Origin of the sequence: Methanomicrobium mobile BP (genome assembly GCF_000711215.1) — an archaeon.
GTDB classification, from domain to species: Archaea; Halobacteriota; Methanomicrobia; order Methanomicrobiales; family Methanomicrobiaceae; genus Methanomicrobium; species Methanomicrobium mobile.
In genome coordinates, this window is record NZ_JOMF01000007.1 from 52,902 (window position 1) to 72,986 (window position 20,085).

The 20,085-nt window shown below is 50.2% G+C and carries 19 protein-coding genes and 1 other RNA gene; 14 read left to right on the forward strand and 6 right to left on the reverse strand.

Features of this window, described 5'->3' with window-relative positions:
* Positions 1-24 precede the first annotated feature (24 nt).
* Positions 25-1,269: a proteasome-activating nucleotidase gene (locus T502_RS06025; protein WP_042706287.1), complete on the reverse strand. Its 1,245-nt coding sequence runs from the start codon at positions 1,267-1,269 to the stop codon at positions 25-27.
* A gap of 57 nt (positions 1,270-1,326) precedes the next feature.
* Between T502_RS06025 and T502_RS06030 the strand changes: the two genes are divergently transcribed.
* The 3 genes from T502_RS06030 (at position 1,327) to T502_RS06040 (ending at position 3,310) form a co-directional block, all read left to right on the forward strand.
* Positions 1,327-1,836: a multiprotein bridging factor aMBF1 gene (locus T502_RS06030; RefSeq protein ID WP_042706288.1), complete on the forward strand. Its 510-nt coding sequence runs from the start codon at positions 1,327-1,329 to the stop codon at positions 1,834-1,836.
* Positions 1,837-1,882: 46 nt separating this feature from the next.
* Positions 1,883-2,557: a triose-phosphate isomerase gene (tpiA, locus tag T502_RS06035; protein ID WP_042706289.1), complete on the forward strand. Its 675-nt coding sequence runs from the start codon at positions 1,883-1,885 to the stop codon at positions 2,555-2,557.
* A 195-nt stretch (positions 2,558-2,752) separates the two neighbouring features.
* Entirely contained in the window at positions 2,753-3,310 is a 558-nt protein-coding gene (locus tag T502_RS06040; protein ID WP_042706291.1) for a CBS domain-containing protein, read from the forward strand.
* A 119-nt stretch (positions 3,311-3,429) separates the two neighbouring features.
* Here T502_RS06040 and rnpB read toward each other — a convergent pair.
* An RNA gene (gene rnpB, locus T502_RS08630) (RNase P RNA component) lies at positions 3,430-3,741 on the reverse strand.
* A gap of 36 nt (positions 3,742-3,777) precedes the next feature.
* Between rnpB and T502_RS06045 the strand changes: the two genes are divergently transcribed.
* From T502_RS06045 to gltA, 5 genes are all read left to right on the forward strand, one after another.
* A complete protein-coding gene (locus tag T502_RS06045) occupies positions 3,778-4,359 on the forward strand; it encodes a TIGR00296 family protein (RefSeq protein ID WP_042706293.1) in 582 nt (193 codons plus the stop codon).
* Between the two features lie 118 nt (positions 4,360-4,477).
* Positions 4,478-5,944, forward strand: a complete 1,467-nt coding sequence (tgtA, locus tag T502_RS06050; protein WP_042706295.1) for a tRNA guanosine(15) transglycosylase TgtA — start codon at positions 4,478-4,480, stop codon at positions 5,942-5,944.
* On the forward strand, positions 5,937-7,622 hold the full coding sequence (gene arcS, locus T502_RS06055) for an archaeosine synthase subunit alpha (RefSeq protein WP_042706296.1): 1,686 nt from the start codon (positions 5,937-5,939) through the stop codon (positions 7,620-7,622). The genes tgtA and arcS overlap by 8 nt, the downstream gene beginning before the upstream one ends.
* A gap of 136 nt (positions 7,623-7,758) precedes the next feature.
* The gene (locus tag T502_RS06060; protein ID WP_084173094.1) at positions 7,759-8,733 is read left to right on the forward strand and encodes a sulfide/dihydroorotate dehydrogenase-like FAD/NAD-binding protein; all 975 of its coding nucleotides are present in this window, start codon (positions 7,759-7,761) and stop codon (positions 8,731-8,733) included.
* Entirely contained in the window at positions 8,733-10,091 is a 1,359-nt protein-coding gene (gltA, locus tag T502_RS06065) for an NADPH-dependent glutamate synthase (RefSeq protein WP_042706297.1), read from the forward strand. Before T502_RS06060 ends, gltA begins: the two co-directional genes overlap by 1 nt.
* Positions 10,092-10,294: 203 nt before the next feature.
* Here the strand turns inward: gltA and T502_RS06070 are convergent, their stop codons facing one another.
* Complete coding sequence (locus tag T502_RS06070; protein WP_042706298.1) at positions 10,295-11,404, reverse strand: hypothetical protein; 1,110 nt, start codon at positions 11,402-11,404, stop codon at positions 10,295-10,297.
* Positions 11,405-11,409: 5 nt separating this feature from the next.
* A complete protein-coding gene (locus T502_RS06075) occupies positions 11,410-12,582 on the reverse strand; it encodes a tubulin/FtsZ family protein (protein ID WP_042706299.1) in 1,173 nt (390 codons plus the stop codon).
* 522 nt (positions 12,583-13,104) lie between these two features.
* Between T502_RS06075 and T502_RS06080 the strand changes: the two genes are divergently transcribed.
* The 6 genes from T502_RS06080 to ndk all read left to right on the forward strand — a co-directional run bounded on the left by T502_RS06080 (position 13,105) and on the right by ndk (position 17,853).
* Positions 13,105-14,076: a lysylphosphatidylglycerol synthase transmembrane domain-containing protein gene (locus tag T502_RS06080; RefSeq protein ID WP_042706300.1), complete on the forward strand. Its 972-nt coding sequence runs from the start codon at positions 13,105-13,107 to the stop codon at positions 14,074-14,076.
* Positions 14,077-14,188: 112 nt separating this feature from the next.
* The gene (locus T502_RS06085; protein WP_042706301.1) at positions 14,189-16,372 is read left to right on the forward strand and encodes a DUF2298 domain-containing protein; all 2,184 of its coding nucleotides are present in this window, start codon (positions 14,189-14,191) and stop codon (positions 16,370-16,372) included.
* 243 nt (positions 16,373-16,615) lie between these two features.
* The gene (rpl7ae, locus tag T502_RS06090) at positions 16,616-16,984 is read left to right on the forward strand and encodes a 50S ribosomal protein L7Ae (protein ID WP_042706302.1); all 369 of its coding nucleotides are present in this window, start codon (positions 16,616-16,618) and stop codon (positions 16,982-16,984) included.
* 11 nt (positions 16,985-16,995) lie between these two features.
* Positions 16,996-17,202, forward strand: a complete 207-nt coding sequence (locus tag T502_RS06095) for a 30S ribosomal protein S28e (RefSeq protein WP_042706303.1) — start codon at positions 16,996-16,998, stop codon at positions 17,200-17,202.
* A gap of 2 nt (positions 17,203-17,204) precedes the next feature.
* A complete protein-coding gene (locus tag T502_RS06100) occupies positions 17,205-17,396 on the forward strand; it encodes a 50S ribosomal protein L24e (protein WP_042706304.1) in 192 nt (63 codons plus the stop codon).
* 7 nt (positions 17,397-17,403) lie between these two features.
* Positions 17,404-17,853: a nucleoside-diphosphate kinase gene (gene ndk / locus T502_RS06105; protein WP_042706305.1), complete on the forward strand. Its 450-nt coding sequence runs from the start codon at positions 17,404-17,406 to the stop codon at positions 17,851-17,853.
* A gap of 118 nt (positions 17,854-17,971) precedes the next feature.
* On the opposite strand, the gene T502_RS06110 is transcribed toward ndk, so the two are convergent.
* Positions 17,972-19,441, reverse strand: coding sequence for a TrkH family potassium uptake protein (locus T502_RS06110; RefSeq protein ID WP_042706306.1), 1,470 nt, complete (start codon positions 19,439-19,441; stop codon positions 17,972-17,974).
* 260 nt (positions 19,442-19,701) lie between these two features.
* Complete coding sequence (locus T502_RS06115) at positions 19,702-20,082, reverse strand: desulfoferrodoxin family protein (RefSeq protein ID WP_042706307.1); 381 nt, start codon at positions 20,080-20,082, stop codon at positions 19,702-19,704.
* Positions 20,083-20,085: the final 3 nt, after the last annotated feature.

Consider the following 20,085-nt stretch of genomic DNA (forward strand, 5'->3'; position numbering starts at 1 on the left):
TTATTTTCGCTGTTTTCAGACAGATCAGGCAAACATTGCGCCGTCGTTGATCTCTTTCAGGTTCTGCTTGTTCCTGTGCTCGACTCCGACCTTTGCTATTGCCTTGAGGAAATCCGAGTACGTGACCGTGGAACGTTCCTCCCTTATTGCGAACATTCCCGCCTCCGTGCATATCGACGAGAGATCCGCGCCTTTCATACCCTCGGTAAGATTGGCTACATCGCCGAGATTCACGTCCTCCGAAAGATTCATCCTGCGTGTATGAATCTTCAGAATCGACTCTCTGCCGTCTCGGTCGGGCTCGGGAATCTCGATGATTCTGTCGAACCTTCCCGGGCGGAGAAGTGCGGGGTCAAGTATATCAATCCTGTTCGTGGCGCCGATTATCTTGACATCGCCCCTCTCCTTAAAGCCGTCGAGATCGGCTAAGAGCTGCATGAGGGTTCTCTGAACCTCTCTGTCGCCGGAGGTAAGGCTCTCGCTCCTGTGTGCGCCGATGGCGTCAATCTCGTCTATGAAGATTATCGACGGCGCCTCCTTCTTTGCATGCTCGAAGAGCTCACGCACGAGGCGTGCGCCCTCACCGATATATTTCTGGACGAGTTCGGAGCCTACCACTCTCATGAACTTGGCATTGGTCTCGTGAGCCACGGCTCTTGCAAGCAGGGTCTTACCCGTACCCGGCGGACCGTAGAGAAGCACTCCTTTCGGCGGCGAGATGCCGACCTTCTCGAATAACTCCGGCTTCGTAAGCGGAAGCTCGACCGCCTCCTTTATCTCGGTAATCTGCTCGTCGAGACCGCCGATATCGGAGTATGTCTCAACGGGTATATCTTCAACTTCCATACCGTAAATCTGTGAATCATAGGTCTGCGGAAGAACGTCTACTATAGTAAGGGACTGCTGATTGAGTGTGCATCTGGCGCCGGGTTTCAGATCGGCAGCCTCGATAAATCCCGATGCACGAACCATGAATTTAGGTCCGGCGCTGGACTGCACGACGACGCGGTTGTCGCCGGCAACATCGGTAATGGTGCCGATGATGAGCGGAGGACTTCTCAATTTATCGACTTCACTCTTTAGTTTTCGGATCTCTCTTTCGTATCTTACTTTTTGACTCTCGATAAAACGTTTTTCGGATTCGACCTGTCTGATTTCCTCACGCAATTCCAGATTGCGTGTTTCCAAACCCGAGATTCTTTCGAGAAGATATTTGGTTATATCCTCATCGGGATGCGAATCGGGTGTCGTTCTGTGAGCATCGGACATTTTGGTCTCTCAAATAGTTATATAGGTTTTGGTAAATAAATAGATATTTACGATAATATGGCAGAATGTGAAGTTTGCGGAGATGTAATCCGCGGAAAGCCGATACTGGTATCTATAGACGGCACAAAAATGTCCGTTTGCCAGAAATGCTCCAAGCTTGGAGTACCCGTTGAAACCCCGGGAAGTGAGCTGAGAAATCAGCCCGCAGGCAAAATCAGGACGGTTCCCGCAGGCAGAACCGTACAGGCGGCTCCGAAGAAGCGTACGCGCGATGTCTACGATATGATGGAAGGCGAGCTTGTCGAGGATTTCGGCGAGAGGATACGTGCCGCACGTGTGGCAAAAGGACTCTCACAGAAGGATCTGGCTCTTGAGCTTAAAGAGAAGGAAGGTCTTATCAAGAAGATTGAGACCGGTCTGATTCCCGAAGATGCCGTCCGCAAAAAGATCGAGACTTTCCTTGAGATAAGCCTCATAGACGCGATGGAGACGACGGAAAAGGCGGATAAATCGGGAAGCATCACCCCGACTCTCGGCGACGTCATGAAGATAAAGAAGACAAAGTGAAGACGTAAACCTTAGGGACGTAAAAATCGGATAAGGAGTACATCATATGCCGGATGAATTTCCAAAGATAATCATCAATTTCAAGACATATACCGAGGGCTACGGCGGATATGCGCATAATATTGCGGGCGCTGCCGAAGAAGTCTCGGAAGAGAGCGGTGTTTTAATCGGAGTAGCGCCGGGCTACATGGATATGCACCCCATCTCACACCATTATGAGATTCCCGTCTATGCGCAGCATGTCGATGCGATAACTGCCGGCGCACACACGGGACATATTCTTGCCGAGGCAGTCCGTTCCGCAGGTGCGACGGGAACCCTCATAAACCATTCCGAGCGGCGTCTTACGCTGGCGGACGTATCCGGCAGTGTCGCGGCGGCGAAACGTGCGCACCTTCAGACCGTTGTCTGCACAAACGACATCTCCACGAGTGCGGCGGCGGCAACCTTCGCACCCGACTTTGTGGCAATCGAGCCGCCGGAGTTAATCGGCAGCGGCATCTCGGTAGCAACCGCCGACCCCGCCATCATAGAAAACTCCGTGAATGCGGTAAAGAACGTAAATAAAGACGTGAGAGTCCTTGCGGGCGCGGGTATCAGCACCGGCGACTGCGTAAAAAGAGCCCTCGAGCTCGGCGCCGACGGCGTTCTTCTGGCATCCGGTGTCGTAAAAGCGAAGTTTCCCAAGGAAGTTCTGAGGGATCTCGTATCTAAGATCTGAAAAACCTATTTTTTAATATTATTTTAAAATCGTGCCTCTGATATTCATTTTATTGTATCCAATTATTCATATCCTTTGAATCATATCCTTCATGGGACACCTTTTTCCCGAAATCATAAATCATTCCCATTTTTTGCCGCATTTTGCCGATTCGAATAGTATACTTAATAATAATTACTGCACGTAATATTATATATGCAGGTTCCTACACCGGAAGAGATAAGAGACAAAAGATGCGAGCTTAAGCTGACGCAGGCGGATATTGCCGAAAAATCCGGTCTGAGTCAGTCGATGATAGCCAGAATCGAATCGGGAACCGTGGATCCGCGGGTGAGCACCCTTAAGAAGATCATCGACGTGCTCAATCAGGAGGAGATCTCGGTAATAACGGCACGCGACATGATGCATTCGCCGGTAATCAGCGTCTCCGCGGACGAGACCCTAACGGCAACCGTTGCCATCATGGAGAAGAACGGCATCTCACAGCTGCCCGTCATCGAAGGCGGCGTTGCAATCGGGTGCATATCCGAATCCGCGATAGTAAACGCGCTCGATGAGGGACGTATTCAGAAGATGCACGCGCATAACGTATCCGACTTCATGGAGGACGCATTCCCAACAATTCCGCCGTCAACGCCCATCGAGACCGTAATCCACCTTCTGCATTCGCACCATGCGGTCCTTATTGCCGAAAAAGGAAAGGTCGCCGGCGTTATCACGAAACATGACCTTATAGGCATGATAACAAAGTAAGCAGTGAATGCAATAAGTGTAAAGTAAGCAGTGAAAGTAAGTGGTGCAAAGTAATTATTGCAAATCGGAAGAAATAGTGCAAAACAGTATTGCAAAGCAATAAATGAATTTTAATCAATGAGTGGGAGTAGTAAGCCCCATTCTGTTTTTTGCGGCATTCAGCTGACGCGCCATACCCGAGACAAACCCGGAAATGTTCTTAATGTCTCTGTTTGACTTGCACCCGCAGGGATTCACCGTTCCATCGTTTTTCGTGAGCTGCAAACGCTTCAGCATACTCTGCATCACAAGCTCGCTCCCGAACCGTATCGTTTCTGTGTCAGAGCCGTGACTCTCGCCACCCGCAAAGTTAATGCGGCTGCGTAACCGGTCGGTGTGGGGACTTTCCTCAGCGGCAAATCGATGCCGCCGTAAGCCGCTCTCTCCCTCTCAATCTTATTATTTAAACTGCGCACTATATTTATGTAATGAGATTACTTACCGACGAAGAAGGAAAGATTGCGCTCGCTGCCGCAAAATTCGCGGTATACGACAAAGTCGCAAAGACCGTTAACACGGAGAAAGCAGCGCCGCCGGACATATCCGATTACGAAATATTCAACGAAAAGCGCGGAGTATTCGTGACATTGACCGAGGACGGAGAACTTCGCGGCTGCATAGGCTATCCCTATCCCGTATTGCCGCTCGGCGAGGCTTTGCATGACGCCGCCGTATCCGCCGCCGTAAGAGACCCGCGTTTTATGCCCGTCCGCGAAGACGAGCTTGCCGCAATAGAATTTGAGGTGACAATCCTCACGCCGCCCGAGCTGCTTACCTGCAGTGCCGCGGAACGCCCGAAGAATATAGAGGTCGGTCGACACGGTCTGATAATCAAAGACCGCGGCATGTCGGGACTTCTGCTTCCGCAGGTCGCAACCGAATACGGATGGGATGCCGAAGAATTCCTCATGCATACCTGCATAAAGGCGGGAACCGACAGAGATGCGTGGAAAAGGGACGATACGGCTCTCTACACGTTCGAAGGGCAGATCTTCAGCGAGAGACAATAATTCAGTCAGGATAAAGAATCAATAGCGCCAATAATATTCACACATATTCCAACATATTCAAGCATATTCAAACATATCTCGTCTGTGAGAAATATCTGGATAAGATTCGGGAAAAATCATGAGCATTAGTTTTGAAGTCATACACAAAGACATAATGGGAAGGCTCGGAAAGCTGAAAGTCGGCGACAAAACCGTAAGAACGCCGCTTCTTCTGCCGGTCATCAACCCGCACATACAGCTTATTAAACCGGAGGAGCTGGCAAAACTCGGCGTGGAAGCGCTGATAACAAACGCTTATATCTTCAGTAAGAGCGAGGAATTCAGAGAGCGTGCACTGACCGAGGGACTTCACAAAGTCCTCAACTTCGACGGAGTCATCATGACTGATTCCGGCGCGTTTCAGCACGCCGTCTACGGCGACATTGACTTTACCAATGTCGAGACCGTAAAGTTCCAGCGTGCAATAGGCAGCGAAATAATAGTGCCGATGGACATAGCCACAGGTCCCGACAAGACTCATGACGAAGCCGAAGCCGAACTCAATACCACGATGGAGCGCCTTAAGGAAGCGCTCACGATAATCGACGACGGTCACCTATGCGCGCCCGTTCAGGGCGGCATCCACACCGACCTGAGGAAGAGAGCGGGGCGCGAGGTCAAAGAGTTGAATATCGCATTCTGCCCGATAGGTGCGGTCGTTCCCCTTATGGAGAGCTACCGTTACAGGGATCTTGTCGATGTCGTGATGGCGGCAAAGTCCGAACTCTCCCCGTCATCCTGTATCCACCTCTTCGGCGCCGGTCACCCGTCCATGTTCGCGCTTGCCGTCGCCATGGGCTGCGATGTCTTTGATTCCGCCGCATATGCACTCTATGCGCGTGAAGACCGCTACATGACGCCGCAGGGCAGTTATAAACTTGCCGAACTCAACGAACTTCCCTGCGCCTGCGAGGTCTGCCGCACGCATACCGCCGAAGAACTCAAGAAACTGCCCGAATCCGAGAGAACGAGACTTCTTGCATATCACAACCTCTATGTCACGCTCGCCGAGATTTCGAGGATTCGTCAGGCGATTCTGGACGGCACCCTCTGGGAACTCGTGGACGAGAGATGCAGAAACCACCCGCGGCTTCTTGAGGGATACCGCGAACTTCTCAGATACAATGCCGAACTCGAGAAGTCCGACAGCCTTACAAAGCGGCGTTTCTTCTATCGCGGCAGTGAAAGCTGCCTGCGAACCGAGGTAATCCGCTATCACGATATGACAAAGCGCCTTCCCTGCGGAAAGACCGCGCTCATCACCTTCGACGGCAAAGTGCGCGGAGATTCCGATTATGAAAGCGTCTTCCTGTTCAAGCCGCCGTTCGGACCCTATCTTGCCGAACTCGGCGAGACCTTCCCCATAGGTCAGAGCGAGATTCCCGATGTCTGGGATGACGACATGATAAAGGCAGGCTGCCGCGGTATCGTAAATCTGATAGAGGCAAATCCCGATTCCGTCTTTTACATCAGCTGCGCCGAAGGTCTGAGAGAACTGCTGACAAAGGAACTTGCCGTGGTCGCCGCGAGGTTCAGCTATGTTTGAAGCGGTTAAGCGCGACGGCATTGCAAGAATAGGTATCCTGAGCGGAGTGGGAAGCAGAGTAAGGTGCGAATCCGCGCAGGAAGAGCAGACCGATCAGATCCGTTATCAGACACCGATAGCCATCGATGTCGATAAACTCTTTCCCGATATCTCGGATGAGCGTCACAGGTTCACATCCGTCCCGCTCTTTGCATCCGAAAAGTTTACCGCGCGATACATGCCGGAATACAAAGACGCCGTATTCAAGACGCCGAATTCCGGCAATGTCGCGGAGTCCGGCAGTATGCTGGTCATAGCCAACTGGCAGACCGTTCTTGACAACCCGCGCTATTATGCCGATGCCGTCATTAAGATAAAGAGCGGGGTTCCGGCGGACACCTGCATGTATGCGCCGGCATCCGCACTGCCTTCGAATGTCTGCACCCTGATATGCTCGGGATTCGATCTCTTCGATTACCGCGCCGTAGACCTCAAATCCGTTCAGAACATCTTCTGCACGCAGGACGGCGAGTTCCCGGCGGAGGAGGCATTCGGCAGAGGCATATGCAGCTGCAGCGGCTGTAAAAAAGGCGATCTCAAAGAGCACAACCGCAATATGCTCGATAACGAGATAGAGACCGTCAAATACTTCATACGCACGGGACACGTCAGAGAACTTCTCGAGCGCAGGTGCAGAAACACCGCGGCACAGGTCTCGATAATGCGCCTCTTCGATGAAAATTACGAATTTTCCGAGAAGCGCACTCCGATTGTAAGACCGACGCGCCTCTATGCCAATACGGGCGAGTCGATGAAGCGCCCCGAAGTGAAGCGTTTCGTAAACCGCGTCATAGAACGCTTTGTCCCGTCGAGAACCGATGTTGCCGTTCTGATTCCCTGTTCGGCGAAGAAACCGTATTCGCAGTCGCAGAGCCATATCAAGTTCCAGTCCGCGATTCAGAACCGTGCCCATGAGATAATCATTACGTCGCCGCTGGGAATAGTCCCGCGCGAATTGGAGCGCATCTATCCCGCGGGTCATTACGACGTCCCCGTAACGGGATACTGGGACGGCGAGGAGAGAGCGTTTATCACGGACGCGATAGCGCGCTACTTCGAAAAGAACCGCTACGAAAAGGTCTTTGTCCACCTTGACGGCGATTCTCTCGGGATTGCGGAGGCGGCTCTCAAACGCGCGGGTATCGGTTATGAGGTAACCGCCTCGGAGCGCCTCACGTCCGCGGAGTCCCTGAAGAAACTTCAGGATGCCCTGCAGGGATACAGAAAGGTATCGCCGGATATCATCGGCGGCACCGTCTCCTACCAGTTCGGCGCAACTCATGAGAATTTTGACTCCTCCAAACTCAGACTTAAGGGCAAATTCCTGCGCGAGAAGGTTCTCATGGGTAACCGGCAGTTATTCTCCGTGGACACCGAGACAGGCTGTTTCAGACCGACCTTTGATGGCTGGGAACTGATTGAATCGGGATATCGTGTTTACATAGATAATTTCGTCCCGCAGGGTGACATCCTCGCGCCAGGTGTCTCGGACTGCGACCGCGATATCCGCGAAGGCGACGAGGTTCTTGTAGTCGGCGAAAACGCACTGGCAACCGGAAAGGCGATGATGGGTGCCGATGAGATGCTCTCGTCAAGGCGCGGGGTAGCTGTCCGCGTGCGTAAAGTAAAGAAGTTGTAATAACAAAATAATACACGCAATTCAATCTCATCTCTCGGACTGACGGCAAAGAGCACAACCCGCGGGCAACACGCGTGAGCACGTGAGATCCCGTGTCGGTTGTCCCATCTTTCGGTCTGAAAAGGAGTGACTCAAATTGGTATACGAAATAGAAAAGGCGACTCAGATAGCCGACAACATCCATGAATTCTGGATAAATGCTCCGCAGGTTGCAGGACACGGCAAAGCGGGACAGTTCCTGATAATAAGACTCGACGACAGCGGGGAGAGAATTCCGCTTACAATCTCGGCGGTCAGAGGCGACTCGGTAAGAATAGTCTTCATGGCAGTCGGCAAGACAACGAAACAGCTTGCGGCGATGAAAGCCGGCGATTGCATAAAGGACGTCGCAGGTCCGCTCGGCAACCCGAGTGACACGTCAAAGATCGGTAACTGCGTTCTCATAGGCGGCGGCGTCGGTATTGCCTGTCTTCCGATACTTGCAAAAGCTCTTAAAGCGGCAGGAAATCACGTAACGGGAATCATAGGCGCAAGAAACGAGAAACTCCTCCTTCTCTCCGATGAACTGGAGAAGGAATGCGATGAACTTGTAATCTGTACGGATGACGGCAGCCGCGGATACCACGGATTCCCCGCGGATATTCTCAAGAAGAGAATCGAGACCGACAGGATAGATGCCGTCTGGATAATCGGACCCGCAATCATGATGAAGATAACATCCATGGCAACGCTTTCGACCGGAATCAAGACAATCGTAAACCTCAATCCGATTATGGTCGACGGCACGGGAATGTGCGGTTCGTGCAGGGTCACGGTAGACGGAAAGATGAAGTTTGCCTGCGTGGACGGACCGGAATTCGACGCGCATCTCGTCGACTGGAATGAACTCATGAACAGGCAGAGAATCTATCCCGCAATGGAAAAGGAGTCCGCCGAGCTTTATGCGGCCGATCCGCACCGTCAGGACGGAATAAACGGTCATGCCGACGGACACGCCGACGGTCACGGGCATGTCTGCACATGCGGTTTGAGCAAAGCAAATAGCGGAAACATAGGAAAAAACGGAAATAACGGAAATAACGGTAAAACAGGTAACGGAGTTGAGAACTGATGTCCGGAAAACGCGATGCCGCAGAGAGAATTCATGATTTCCTTGAGGTCGATACCGGTCTGAGCGAGAACAACGCCGTTCTGGAAGCCTCGCGCTGTATGGAATGCGTCCGCCCGAAATGTATCGAGGGCTGCCCCGTAAACATAAATATCCCGGGCTTTATCGCCGAGGTTGTAAAGAAGAACTACGCCGAGGCCGCGAAGATTCTGAAAGCCGACAATATGCTCCCCGCAATCTGCGGAAGAGTCTGCCCGCAGGAGACGCAGTGCCAGGGCAGATGTGTCCTCGGAAAGAAGGAGAGACCGGTAAGGATAGGCGCACTAGAACGCTTTGTTGCCGATTGGGAGAGAGAGCAGGGTATTGTCACACCCGAAGTAGGAAAACCCACGGGAAAGCGTGTGGCAGTTGTGGGTTCGGGACCCGCGGGGCTTACCGCCGCTGCCGAGCTTGCACGCTACGGTCACAGCGTCACGCTCTTTGAGTCGCTCCATGCGCCCGGCGGCGTTCTGACCTACGGCATCCCCTCGTTCAGACTTCCCAAGGATATCGTGCGCGAGGAGATTGATCAGGTCTTAAAGCTCGGCGTTGATCTGAAGCTGAATCACATAGTAGGCAGAAGTGTCCCTGTCGATGAACTTCTTGCCTATGATGCGGTCTTCCTGGGCATGGGCGCGGGGCTGCCGTCTTTCATGAACATAGAGGGCGAAGGACTTAACGGCGTTTACTCGGCAAACGAGTTTCTGACCCGCGTCAATCTCATGCATGCCGACAAATTCCCCGATTATGACACGCCCGTCATAAAAGGAAAGAAGGTTGTTGTGGTCGGCGGCGGCAACGTAGCCATGGACGCATCCCGCGTTGCAAGAAGGATGGGTGCCGAGGTTAAACTGGTCTACAGACGCCGCATGGAAGATCTTCCCGCACGTCTGGATGAGATAAAGAACGCGGTCGAAGAAGGTGTGGAGTTCATGTGCTGCGCAAACCCGACGAAGATCCTCGGCGAAGTCGCGGTCTCCGGAATCGAGTGCGTTAAGATGGATATGGGCAAACTTGACGAGAGCGGCAGACCGGTTCCCGTTCCGATGAGCGGTCCGGATGCGACCTTTATGCTTGATGCCGATGTTGTCATAGAAGCAATCGGTCAGAGTCCCAATCCGCTTCTCCTCTCCCTCATGCCCGATCTTGAGAGAGGCAGACACGGAACCGTATTCGTTAATGCCGCAGGTATGACCTCGATACTTCATGTCTTTGCAGGCGGAGATATCGCAACCGGCGCCGCTACGGTCATAGAAGCAATGGGTACTGCAAAGAAAGCGGCGGCGGCAATGAATGAGTATCTGACAAAGATCTCGGAATAGGTATATCTCTTTTTTCTTTATTTTCTCTTTTTTTAAATTCACATAACGTTAAACCGTTACTGTCGTTACGTCCTGATATACATGCGATAACGTATTTGATCTGATAGCGGATGTGTCCGGTAAAAACCGTTAAAAAAGTGATGTAAAAGAATGATTGGTGTTTTGTTGTTTTGTTAAATGCTTTAATACTTTATGCTTTGTTTTTATCCAAGTTCATCCCAGGATGTCTTACGCCTGTATACGAAGAATCCGGCAATTGCAATGACAACCACAATGCCGATTATGACAAATATACCGGTGCCGCCCATATCGGGTATTATACCTTTACTGACTTCAGCATAGAGTTCTTCCGCACTTGCGAGTGCTTCCGAGGCTTTTGCATGTGCAGTCTCGGCAACCGTATATGCCTGTGCATAGTTTTCGTTTGCCATCAGACCGTTTGCGGAGTTAAGCGATGACTGAGCGGATTCAACCTTTGTCTCGATGTTGAGGACCCTTGCATCATTGGTCATGCTGCGGTTGACCTTGAAGTCCGTGATATAGTAAGCGGTCTTTTCCAATGCCGCAGTCGTCTCGTCTATGGATTTCTGTGCCCAGGATTTCTCGAGCTGTGTTTTTCCTTCCGTAATTATCTTCTGTGCATCGTCCAGAAGCACCTTTGCGGTCGCATATGATGCCGTTGCCGACTGAATCCATTTTTCTCTTGCGGCATCGTATTTTGCCTGTGCCTGAGATACATCAACACCGGTCTTTAATTTGTCGGTAATTTCGGTCTCGAACGTGCTTAAATCCGACTCGACAATGGCACGTAATTTGTCGATATCCTCCGGAATTACGACCATTACATCCACTTCGTAATGACTTCCCGATATGGTGTTTCCGTTTGCATCTATCTGTTCAATACTGAAGATTGCTTTCTCACCGCTTGTAGGCATTGAAGGAATCGTACCTGTCAAAACTATACTCAGTGCGATGGTATTTTGTGACGGATAATCGAGCATATAACCACTGATTGTAAGCACCTGTCTGCTTACGGTCTGTTCCTGACCGTGACCGTTTATCTTGACCGTGTAGACCCATTCGGGGTTGTCAAGATCGGTATATGCCCTGACAGAATGCTGTCCCGGGAATGTTGAGCCGCCTGTTGTGGCAAAGGGCACTTCTGCCGTAATCGTCACCCTGTCTCCGGGGGTGTACGATGTCTGATCAGGTGTCAGTTTTGTAATAGGCTCTTGAATGTTTGCTGCCGCGACCGACTGGACGAGGCAGAGTGCAAAGATTGCCAGTATTAAAAATAATATGGATTTTTTCATGCTACTCACTCGAACAGCGGATCAATCTCGCCGTTATCAAACATCGTCACACGGCGTTCTTTGGATTTGATAACGTCTTCTTTTGTCTCTTTTGCGATCTCGAGAAGTTCTCTGATACGCGGTGCGTCGCCGATTGTAGCCAGAACCACAACTGCCGCAATCTTTGAACTCTCTGTCGGATAATCTCCACCACGTACTTCTACGCCGGCGATGTTCTCCTCAACCCAGGACTTCGATTTCTCGACACCCTTTCTGTCCATCTCGTCGGGAGGACCTGCGATAAGGACAAGGGCACGCTCAGCGGTCGTATAGTCGCACGGGAGCGTAAGTCTTCCGAGCATTGCACGTCTGACAAGCCCTATGACTTTTGCGGACTTGTCTTCGCCGGTGAGCACCTCCTCGGTTGCCTCCTTCTTCTTGACCGAGAATCCTCCGAGGAATCCCTTCTTCTGCTGAACGCTCTTGGTTACTTTCTCGCTGATTGCGTAACCGACCGAGGTCACACCGCCGCCGCGCAGGGTGTTGATGATCTCACTGGAATCTACGACCATCTCACCGACGCCGCTCTTTCCGACCTCGCCGGCGCGGAAGAGAACACCGAAGCGGCGAACTATTTCGTCGTTCAGGCGTTCGTATGCGGTTCTGACACTCTCTCCCTCGTTCTTCCATGCGCTGTTATCGAAGATGAAGGTGTTATCGGCTTCGTTTACAAGCGTGGACAGACTTCTTGCCGCATTGTAGGAATAAAGTCTTCCTTCTTCCGGAGCCGGAAGAATTCCGAGAGCGTATACGGGCTCACGGTATATGCGCTTTAAGTGGCGGCAGAGTACGGGGGATCCTCCCGAGCCTGTTCCGCCTCCGAGACCTGCACAGACGACAAATGCATCGATATCGTGGGTACCTCTCGTATCGATTGTATTTATGATGCTGTCTATCTCATCTGCGGTAATCTTAGCGCCGGTTACGTTATCGGTGCCTACACCGTGACCTTTTACTACGGTCTGTCCAATAAGGATGCGGTCACGCAACTCTATATTTTTAAGACCCATCAGGTCAGTTCTTGCAGTGTTTACTGCAATTCCTCTAAAGCTTCGGACAGGGGCTCTTTTATCCTGTTCCATGAACATATCTACTATTTTGCCCCCGGCCTGGCCAAATCCTATGAAAAAGACTCTCATTTAACAAAACACCATCCAATGGAATACTAGTCTTCCAATTGTTTCAGGATATAAAAATGTATTACTTCAGTACTTCAAAAACCTTCTTATCCATTATCATATTTTTACAGAAAATTACTCTCTTAATCGGAATGTCTGACATTTTTAATGCAGTGATATCGGATGTTTCGTCCCTCTGCATGTACAATTATGATCAGTTATGTTAATGAAATTTATTTAATCGGATAGCATCGTAATATAGAAGCGGAAGATGGAATCGGAAGATGGAATCGGAAGACATAATCGGAAGATAGAATCGAAAGATGGCTGCGGAATATTGTTGCCCGTGAGCATGTGCAAAAAGACAGCCCTGCCGGAAGATCTGCGGGGAGATCATGCAAAAAGATGAAATTCTCTGTAAGCCATATATTAATTCATATTTACGATAAGCGATAATATTTTAGAGCAGTGAGAATATCGGAAAATACTTGGAATACCGAGATTCTTGAGATTACTGAGAAGACTGTGAATATCGGAGAATAAATGAATCTTAAAAAAATAGGTGCATTCGTAATTCCCACAATAATTGCCGTCGCAATCATTGCCTATATGCTTTACAGTATCCGCGACGATCTCTTTGTTGCCATAGATCACGCCGTTCCGGCATATCTCATAATTGCGGTGCTTATCTGTTTCTTCTCGTGGATTCTGAGGGGACTGAGGTATAAATATATCCTCGAGAAACTCAGCGTCGGGATAACTCTCTTCAAATCGATTGCCTGTATCTTTATCTCACAGACTGCGAACATGATAATTCCCGCAAGGCTCGGTGATCTGCTCAGACTGTTCATCATAAAGCATGAATCCGATGCAACCTACTCCAACGGGCTTTCATCCATTGTTGCGGAGCGCTTCTTTGATATCGTGATAGTCGCTCTTCTCGGAGCCGTCACCATGCCGTTCATCCTCAATGTGCCGGAATGGTTCTCGACCGTCATCGGTTTCACGCTCGCAATCTCGTTTGTCTTCGTTCTTGTAATCTTCGCACTCAAAGACATTCACAGCAGCAACAGATTCATTGCCTTCGGTCTCAATCTTATCGCCGAGATTAAGAAGGCTTACTCGAGTATATCCGCGCTTTTCGTGCTGTCCTCCACAACCGCCGTCATATGGCTCATGGATTCCCTTATCTGCTATGTAATCGCGCTCATGTTCAATGCGCAGATTCCGTTTATCATAATTGTTCTGGCAATTGTCATAGGTAATCTCGTAAAGGCGGTGCCGGTGACGCCCGGAGGTATAGGAACTTACGAGATTGCGGTTGCACTGACACTGGCAATCTCGGGAACGCCGGCGGCGGTCGCGACCATAATCGCCGTAATCGATCACCTTGTGAAGAATGTGGTCACGCTTGTCGGCGGCGTTGTCTCGCTGTATATATTCGGCGACTGGTCGGTTGACCTCATGAAAAGAGCGTTCTCAAAGGGAATCAGCAAAGAAGACATTAAGGACTGATCATTTAAAGGGAATTAATGACTTGGGTATTAATGACGTGGAATTAATGACCGGGGAATTAATGACTGATTTTTTAACGACTGAGAACATAATTAACAGTAAATTGTAAAGCATGACCGAACTTTTTGCCGCAGTTGTCTGGCTGATTCTTCTGAAATTCATCCAGTTATCAATATATCCGATGTTTAAGGGCGCATTGCCGCGCTTTGCCTACGGCATATCGTATCCGCTATCGCTTCTCTTTCTGACCCTCCTTACATGGTATTGCGGGCTTGTCGGGGTGACGCTTTACGCCGCACTCATACCGTTTGCCGTGCTCATGGTTTACTTTGCGTATATGCGCGAGTATACCTTTGAGAGTCTGCGCGGGAATCTCTCATGGGATGTTGTCTTTCTGCTGCTCTTCATCGCCATGCTTGAGGTGCGGTATCTCAACCCGTCCGTGAGCTACGGCGAAAAACTGATGGATCATGCGTTTCTGGTCTCGATAATCAACAATCCCGTCGTATCCCCCGCTGATCCGTGGTATGCCGGCGGCGTCCTTGATGTCTATTATTATCTGGGTCACTGGATGTTCGGCGCAATCGGCGCAATACTCGGCATTAAGTCGACCGTTGTCTTCAATCTGATACTGCCGACAGTATTCGCAAATATGGGGGTCGCGCTCTTTGCCTGCGGCAGACTCCTGCTTAAGAGATATCACTGGCTGCCGGTTCTGACACTCTTCCTTGTTAATCCGGCTTTCGTCTGGTATCTGGCGCTCGGAAGCCCCCTGACTTCGGTGATGTGGGACAGCACGCGAACAATAGAGAACTGCATCACGGAGTATCCCTTATTTTCAATGCTCTGGGGCGACCCGCATGCGCATGTGATTGCGATGTTCAACCAGTTGCTCTTCATATTCCTCCTGATGCTCGTTTATCTGAAGTGGCATGACTTAAGCAGTCGGGGCAGGATTCTTCTCGCCATTGCTCTCGCTCTGAGTCTGGGAAGCATGCCGCTGATGAACACATGGGACGTTCTGGTATATGCGCCGCTGATGCTTCTCTTTGCCGTAATCACGGGGCTTAAGGAATGTCGGGCAGGGATTGCTGAGAGCGCGTGCGGTGCGCAGGGCCCCGGCAGTGTTAACGGTGCGGGAGGTGTAGTGCATTGGTTTACGGATTTGATACGAAATATTCCTATGCTCATCTTTATCGGCGTTCCGATAATCTCCGTAATTATCTATGCGCCGTATTATCTGATGATGAATGCCGTCGGAATCGAGGGGATAGGAATTGTCACAACGCCGACCGAAATCCTGCCGTTCCTGCTGGTATACGGATTCTTCCTCTTCGTGCTGTATGCAGAGACCTTCTGGGATCTGGTCAGGAGACCGTATCTGATTATATTCGGCGTTGTCTTTGCACTCGCGGGATACGTGGGTGCGGGTCTGTGCATAATCCCCGCGCTTGCTCTCATAATCCGCGTTCTCGATTCAAAGTCGGAAAAGCTGCCGCAGGACATCATAGCCGCGGTAGGAATACTTATCGTGATGTTTACCGAGCTTGTCTATCTGAAGGACAATATGGGCGATATCTATTACAGGCAGAATACGGTCTTCAAGTTCGGCGTCATGGCATGTCTGATGCTCAGTGTATCCTGTCTCTTCTATATCGGCAGATTCTTCGAGAAGCGCAAGGGAATTGCGGAAGACGAAGTTGCGGGGGACGAAGCCTGCGATACGGATTCGGGAATCTGTGCGGGTGATGGCGTTGCGGACACCAACGCCCCGTCTCTCTCCAATCTCTTGCGCGGTTCGGGCACAATCCCCGCGCTTATACTTGCGGTCATAATTGTCGCGATGCCGTTTGCCGTTCCCGACTTAAGTTACGGATACGGCGGTCACAGCCTTGACGGCATGAAATGGGTAAGCATTCAGTATCCCGACGATTATGAGGCACTCGTCTATCTTCAAAGCCTTGATCCTAACAGTATCGGAGGGATAGTCGAGGCTGAAGGCGGCGATTACAAATACTACTCCAGAGTCTCGGCATTTACGGGAATACCCACGATAATCGGAATGCCCTTCCACGAAGAGATGTGGCGCGGCAGCGACGGTCATGTCGGTGAGAGAATGGGGGATGTCAGAAGAATCTATGAGAACCCCGATCTCTGTCTAAATCTGATGGCAAAATACGGAATGACCCATATCTTTGTGGGGCAGTCCGAAAGGGATGTCTACAATGTAAACCTGCCGCTTGATAAGTTGACCGAAGTCTTCTCAAACGGCGGCACGGTCATTTACAAAATCTGACCTGTTATGCCGCATCCCCGTCTCTTATTTTCGCGGCGTAAAAAAGTCCTCAGGTCATTGCAAAAATCTTTATGTGCTTTCGTGTCGATTTAATATAGCACATCAATCACTGACTGATGAGTGATGAGGGAGCAGTTATAAGTCGGGAAAGGTATAAAGCCCCCCGTTTATGCCGGCATTTCGGAAGATACCGCCACGGCGGTAAATCATCGAATGTCAATCTGTTCCTGAATGAGGTGAGTTATGTCTAAAGTATACGCAAAATTCGAAGTTCCTGAAGAGATTCAGAACAAAGCTCTTGAGATCTTAGAACTTTCAAGAGACACAGGAAAGATTAAGAAAGGATCAAACGAAGCAACAAAAGCTGTTGAGAGAGGAGTTGCACAGCTCGTCTTAATCGGCGGCGACGTTGAGCCTGAAGAGATTGTAATGCACCTTCCCGCACTCTGTGACGAGAAGCAGTGCCCGTATGTAATCATCAACAAGCAGAACGATGTCGGTGCGGCAAGCGGTCTCGAAGTAGGCTCCGCAGCGGCTGCAATCGTCAAGCCGGGTAAAGCAAAGGACCTCCTTGACGAGATTCTCGGTCAGATTGCCGAACTCAGAAAGTAAGGTGAATTATCATGGCAGACGCAACGCCGGCAGAAGTCATTGAGATTATCGGTCCTACCGGAATGCACGGTGAGGCATTTCAGGTAAAATGCCGTATTCTTGATGGCACAAACAAGGGAAGGATCATCACCCGCAACACCGTGGGTCCGATCCGCGAGGGCGATGTGCTTATGCTCATCGAAACCGAACGCGAAGCAAAGAAATTATCGAGGCGCTGAAAATGGTAGATTCATACGTATGCACATTCTGCGGAGAGCCTATTGAGCCCGGAACAGGTAAGATGTATGTCAAGAAAGACGGTACAATCTTCTACTTCTGCAGCTCAAAGTGCCAGAACAACTACCGCCTTGGAAGGGTTCCGCGCCGCGTAACCTGGACAAAAGCAGGTCGAAAGGCTCTCGGTAAGGACTGATCCCAAAATGGACAGAACATTCCTTATGATTAAACCCGACGGCGTCCAGCGCGGACTCGTCGGTGAGATCGTTGCACGTTTTGAGAAGAAAGGCTTAAAGCTCGTTGCGGCAAAGTTCGAGCGCCTTCCGGAATCACGTGTAATGGAGCACTATGCAGAGCACGTTTCAAAGCCGTTCTTCCCGGGACTTAAGTCCTATATCATGAGCGGACCCTGTTTCCTCATGGTCTGGGAAGGCAAGAACGTTGTCTCAATCACACGCCAGATGATTGGCGCTACCAACCCTGCGGAAGCACTCCCGGGAACAATCCGCGGAGACTTCGCGCTTGAGATTGGTATGAATGTAATTCACGGTTCCGACTCAAACGAGACTGCAAAACGTGAGATTGCAATCCACTTCAAGAATGAAGAGATCACCTCCTACGAAAGAATAGATGAGAAAGTCCTTTACGAGTAATTTCTCTCGGAAATTGCACAACAGGATAAATTATCTTTCTTTCCCTTATCAGTAACCAAATATCTTTTTTTATTGTTTTATTGCTTAATTGTTGTTTTATTGCGGGATATTCGGGATATTATTTGATATCTCCGTTGAATCCCTTGAATATGAACATAAAGAAGACGATTACGGGTACAATTTCGAGTCTGCCGATCCACATGGCGAATATGAAGAGTATCTTGCTCATCGGCGTCAGTTCGGAGGATACAAATCCCGTGCTTATTCCGTTGTTGCAGGAGGCGGAGATGACATCGAAGATGACTTCGCTGGAGTCCGATGCCAGCGGCTCAAAGTGCATGACAAGGATTGCCGATACGAAAATGACAAAGATATAGAGGAATATGACCAGCATATTCTTTGAAACTTCCAGTTCGGCATCGGTTTTGGAGATTACCCTGCGGCCGATACGGAAAGGAATTATCACGTTTGCGCTCTTGAAGGAGCGTTTAATCCACCAGACTATTCCGCGGTATGCCATCCTTGCACGCGAGAGCTTGATACCTCCCGCCGTACTTCCCGAAGAACCGCCTATGAACATAAGAACGGCAAGGAAGAGGGTGGTTGCTGGAGCCCAGACGCCGGGCGATGTCGTCTGAAAACCTGTACTTGTGATGCCCGCGGCTGCCATGAAGATTGCGTATCTCACGGAGTCAAATATATTCATCTGGTTGAAATACAGCAGATCAAATAAGATAACCGCAAATCCCAGGGCTATGAGCGAGAAGAGAAGCATTGCTTCCGCATCCTTTCTGAAACCGTATTGGCGTTTGTAATACATGAAATAGTAGATCTTAAACGGGATAGCGCCGGCGATCATCACCGGAATTATGAGCATCTCGAGAAGCGGATTGTCGTAATATGCGAGGCCTTCGGCGTGAACCGTAAATCCGCCGGTGGATATGGCTGTCATTGCGATATTGACGGCATCCCAGAGAGGAATGCCGGAGATACAGATAAAGGCTATTGCGGCAATTGTAAGGACAACGTATATCTTCCACATCTCGATACCCTGCTGCATGGCGCTGGGAACAAAAGCCTCGGAACGTGCTTCCGAGCGGTAAAAACGTGACGGATTCAGGCTTGTTCTTGAGAGCATTACGACCGTGAATGCGACGATTCCCAAACCCCCGAGCCATTCCATGAGCGATCTCCAGAAGAGAAGCGTATAGGGGACTGTATCTAGATTGTCTATCATGGTCATTCCCGTATCCGTCCATCCCGACATTGCCTCAAAGAAGGCGTCAAGATAGGGCATATTGATGCCGAGCGTGAACGGAACGGCGCTTATCGCGGCGCAGATTATCCAGATGAACGCGACCGAGAACAGCGCATGGCTCAGTTGCGGCTCTTTGTTTCCTTTGGGAATGCATACAAACGTCGTTCCTATAAGGTAAAGAAGAAGCGGCACCGTGAGCATGGGCACAATCATATCCCACTCCTTATAATAGACAGTAAATCCGATGGGCACTACCGTGGCAAAACTGATAAAGCGCAGAACAGTACCGAGATCTTCTGCCGCCGCCGAAAACTGTTCGAGTCTGCCCATACACAAAGCCACCAAACGATACGATATTAAAGTAAACTATCTGAAAATATAACTCTTGCTATCTCTGTTTTTTGACTGCAAAAAAGGTTGCGCACCGTGCCCCGGGAGATCGCGGTAAAAAAAGAGGTTTGGTCTGATTGGTGTTGTGATTCTGGTTATGTTGTGATATGTTTCGTAAATGTTGGGGAATGATTGGAAATGTTTGGGATATGTTTCGGATAAGTTTGTGTTCGGATAGGTTTGCGTTAGGATGTCTGCGATTACTTTTTGTTTGTCCAAAGACCGTGAAGATTACAGTATTCGACTGCTTTTGCATCGTCTTTGGCGTTCTTGAATGATGCTTTAGGTGCGTCTCCGGGCTTAAACCAGTGGATTGCCATATCGGAGCCGTCTATGATGCCTGCGCAGACAATCGCGTGCTCTTCGGTCATAGGGTGGAGTGTCGAGCCTATTGTCACGGTTACGCCGCCGTCCGCCTTCTCCACGACAGGGACGTGCTTCTCGGTCGCCGAGTCCGCCGTTTTTGCCTCAAGAAGAGTCATCGGAGCACCGCAACAGACCAGCTGTCCCATCTTTCCGTCGATAACCAGAACGGTGTTTCCGCACTTTTCGCATTTGTAAATTTCCTGATTTTTTGTCATGTT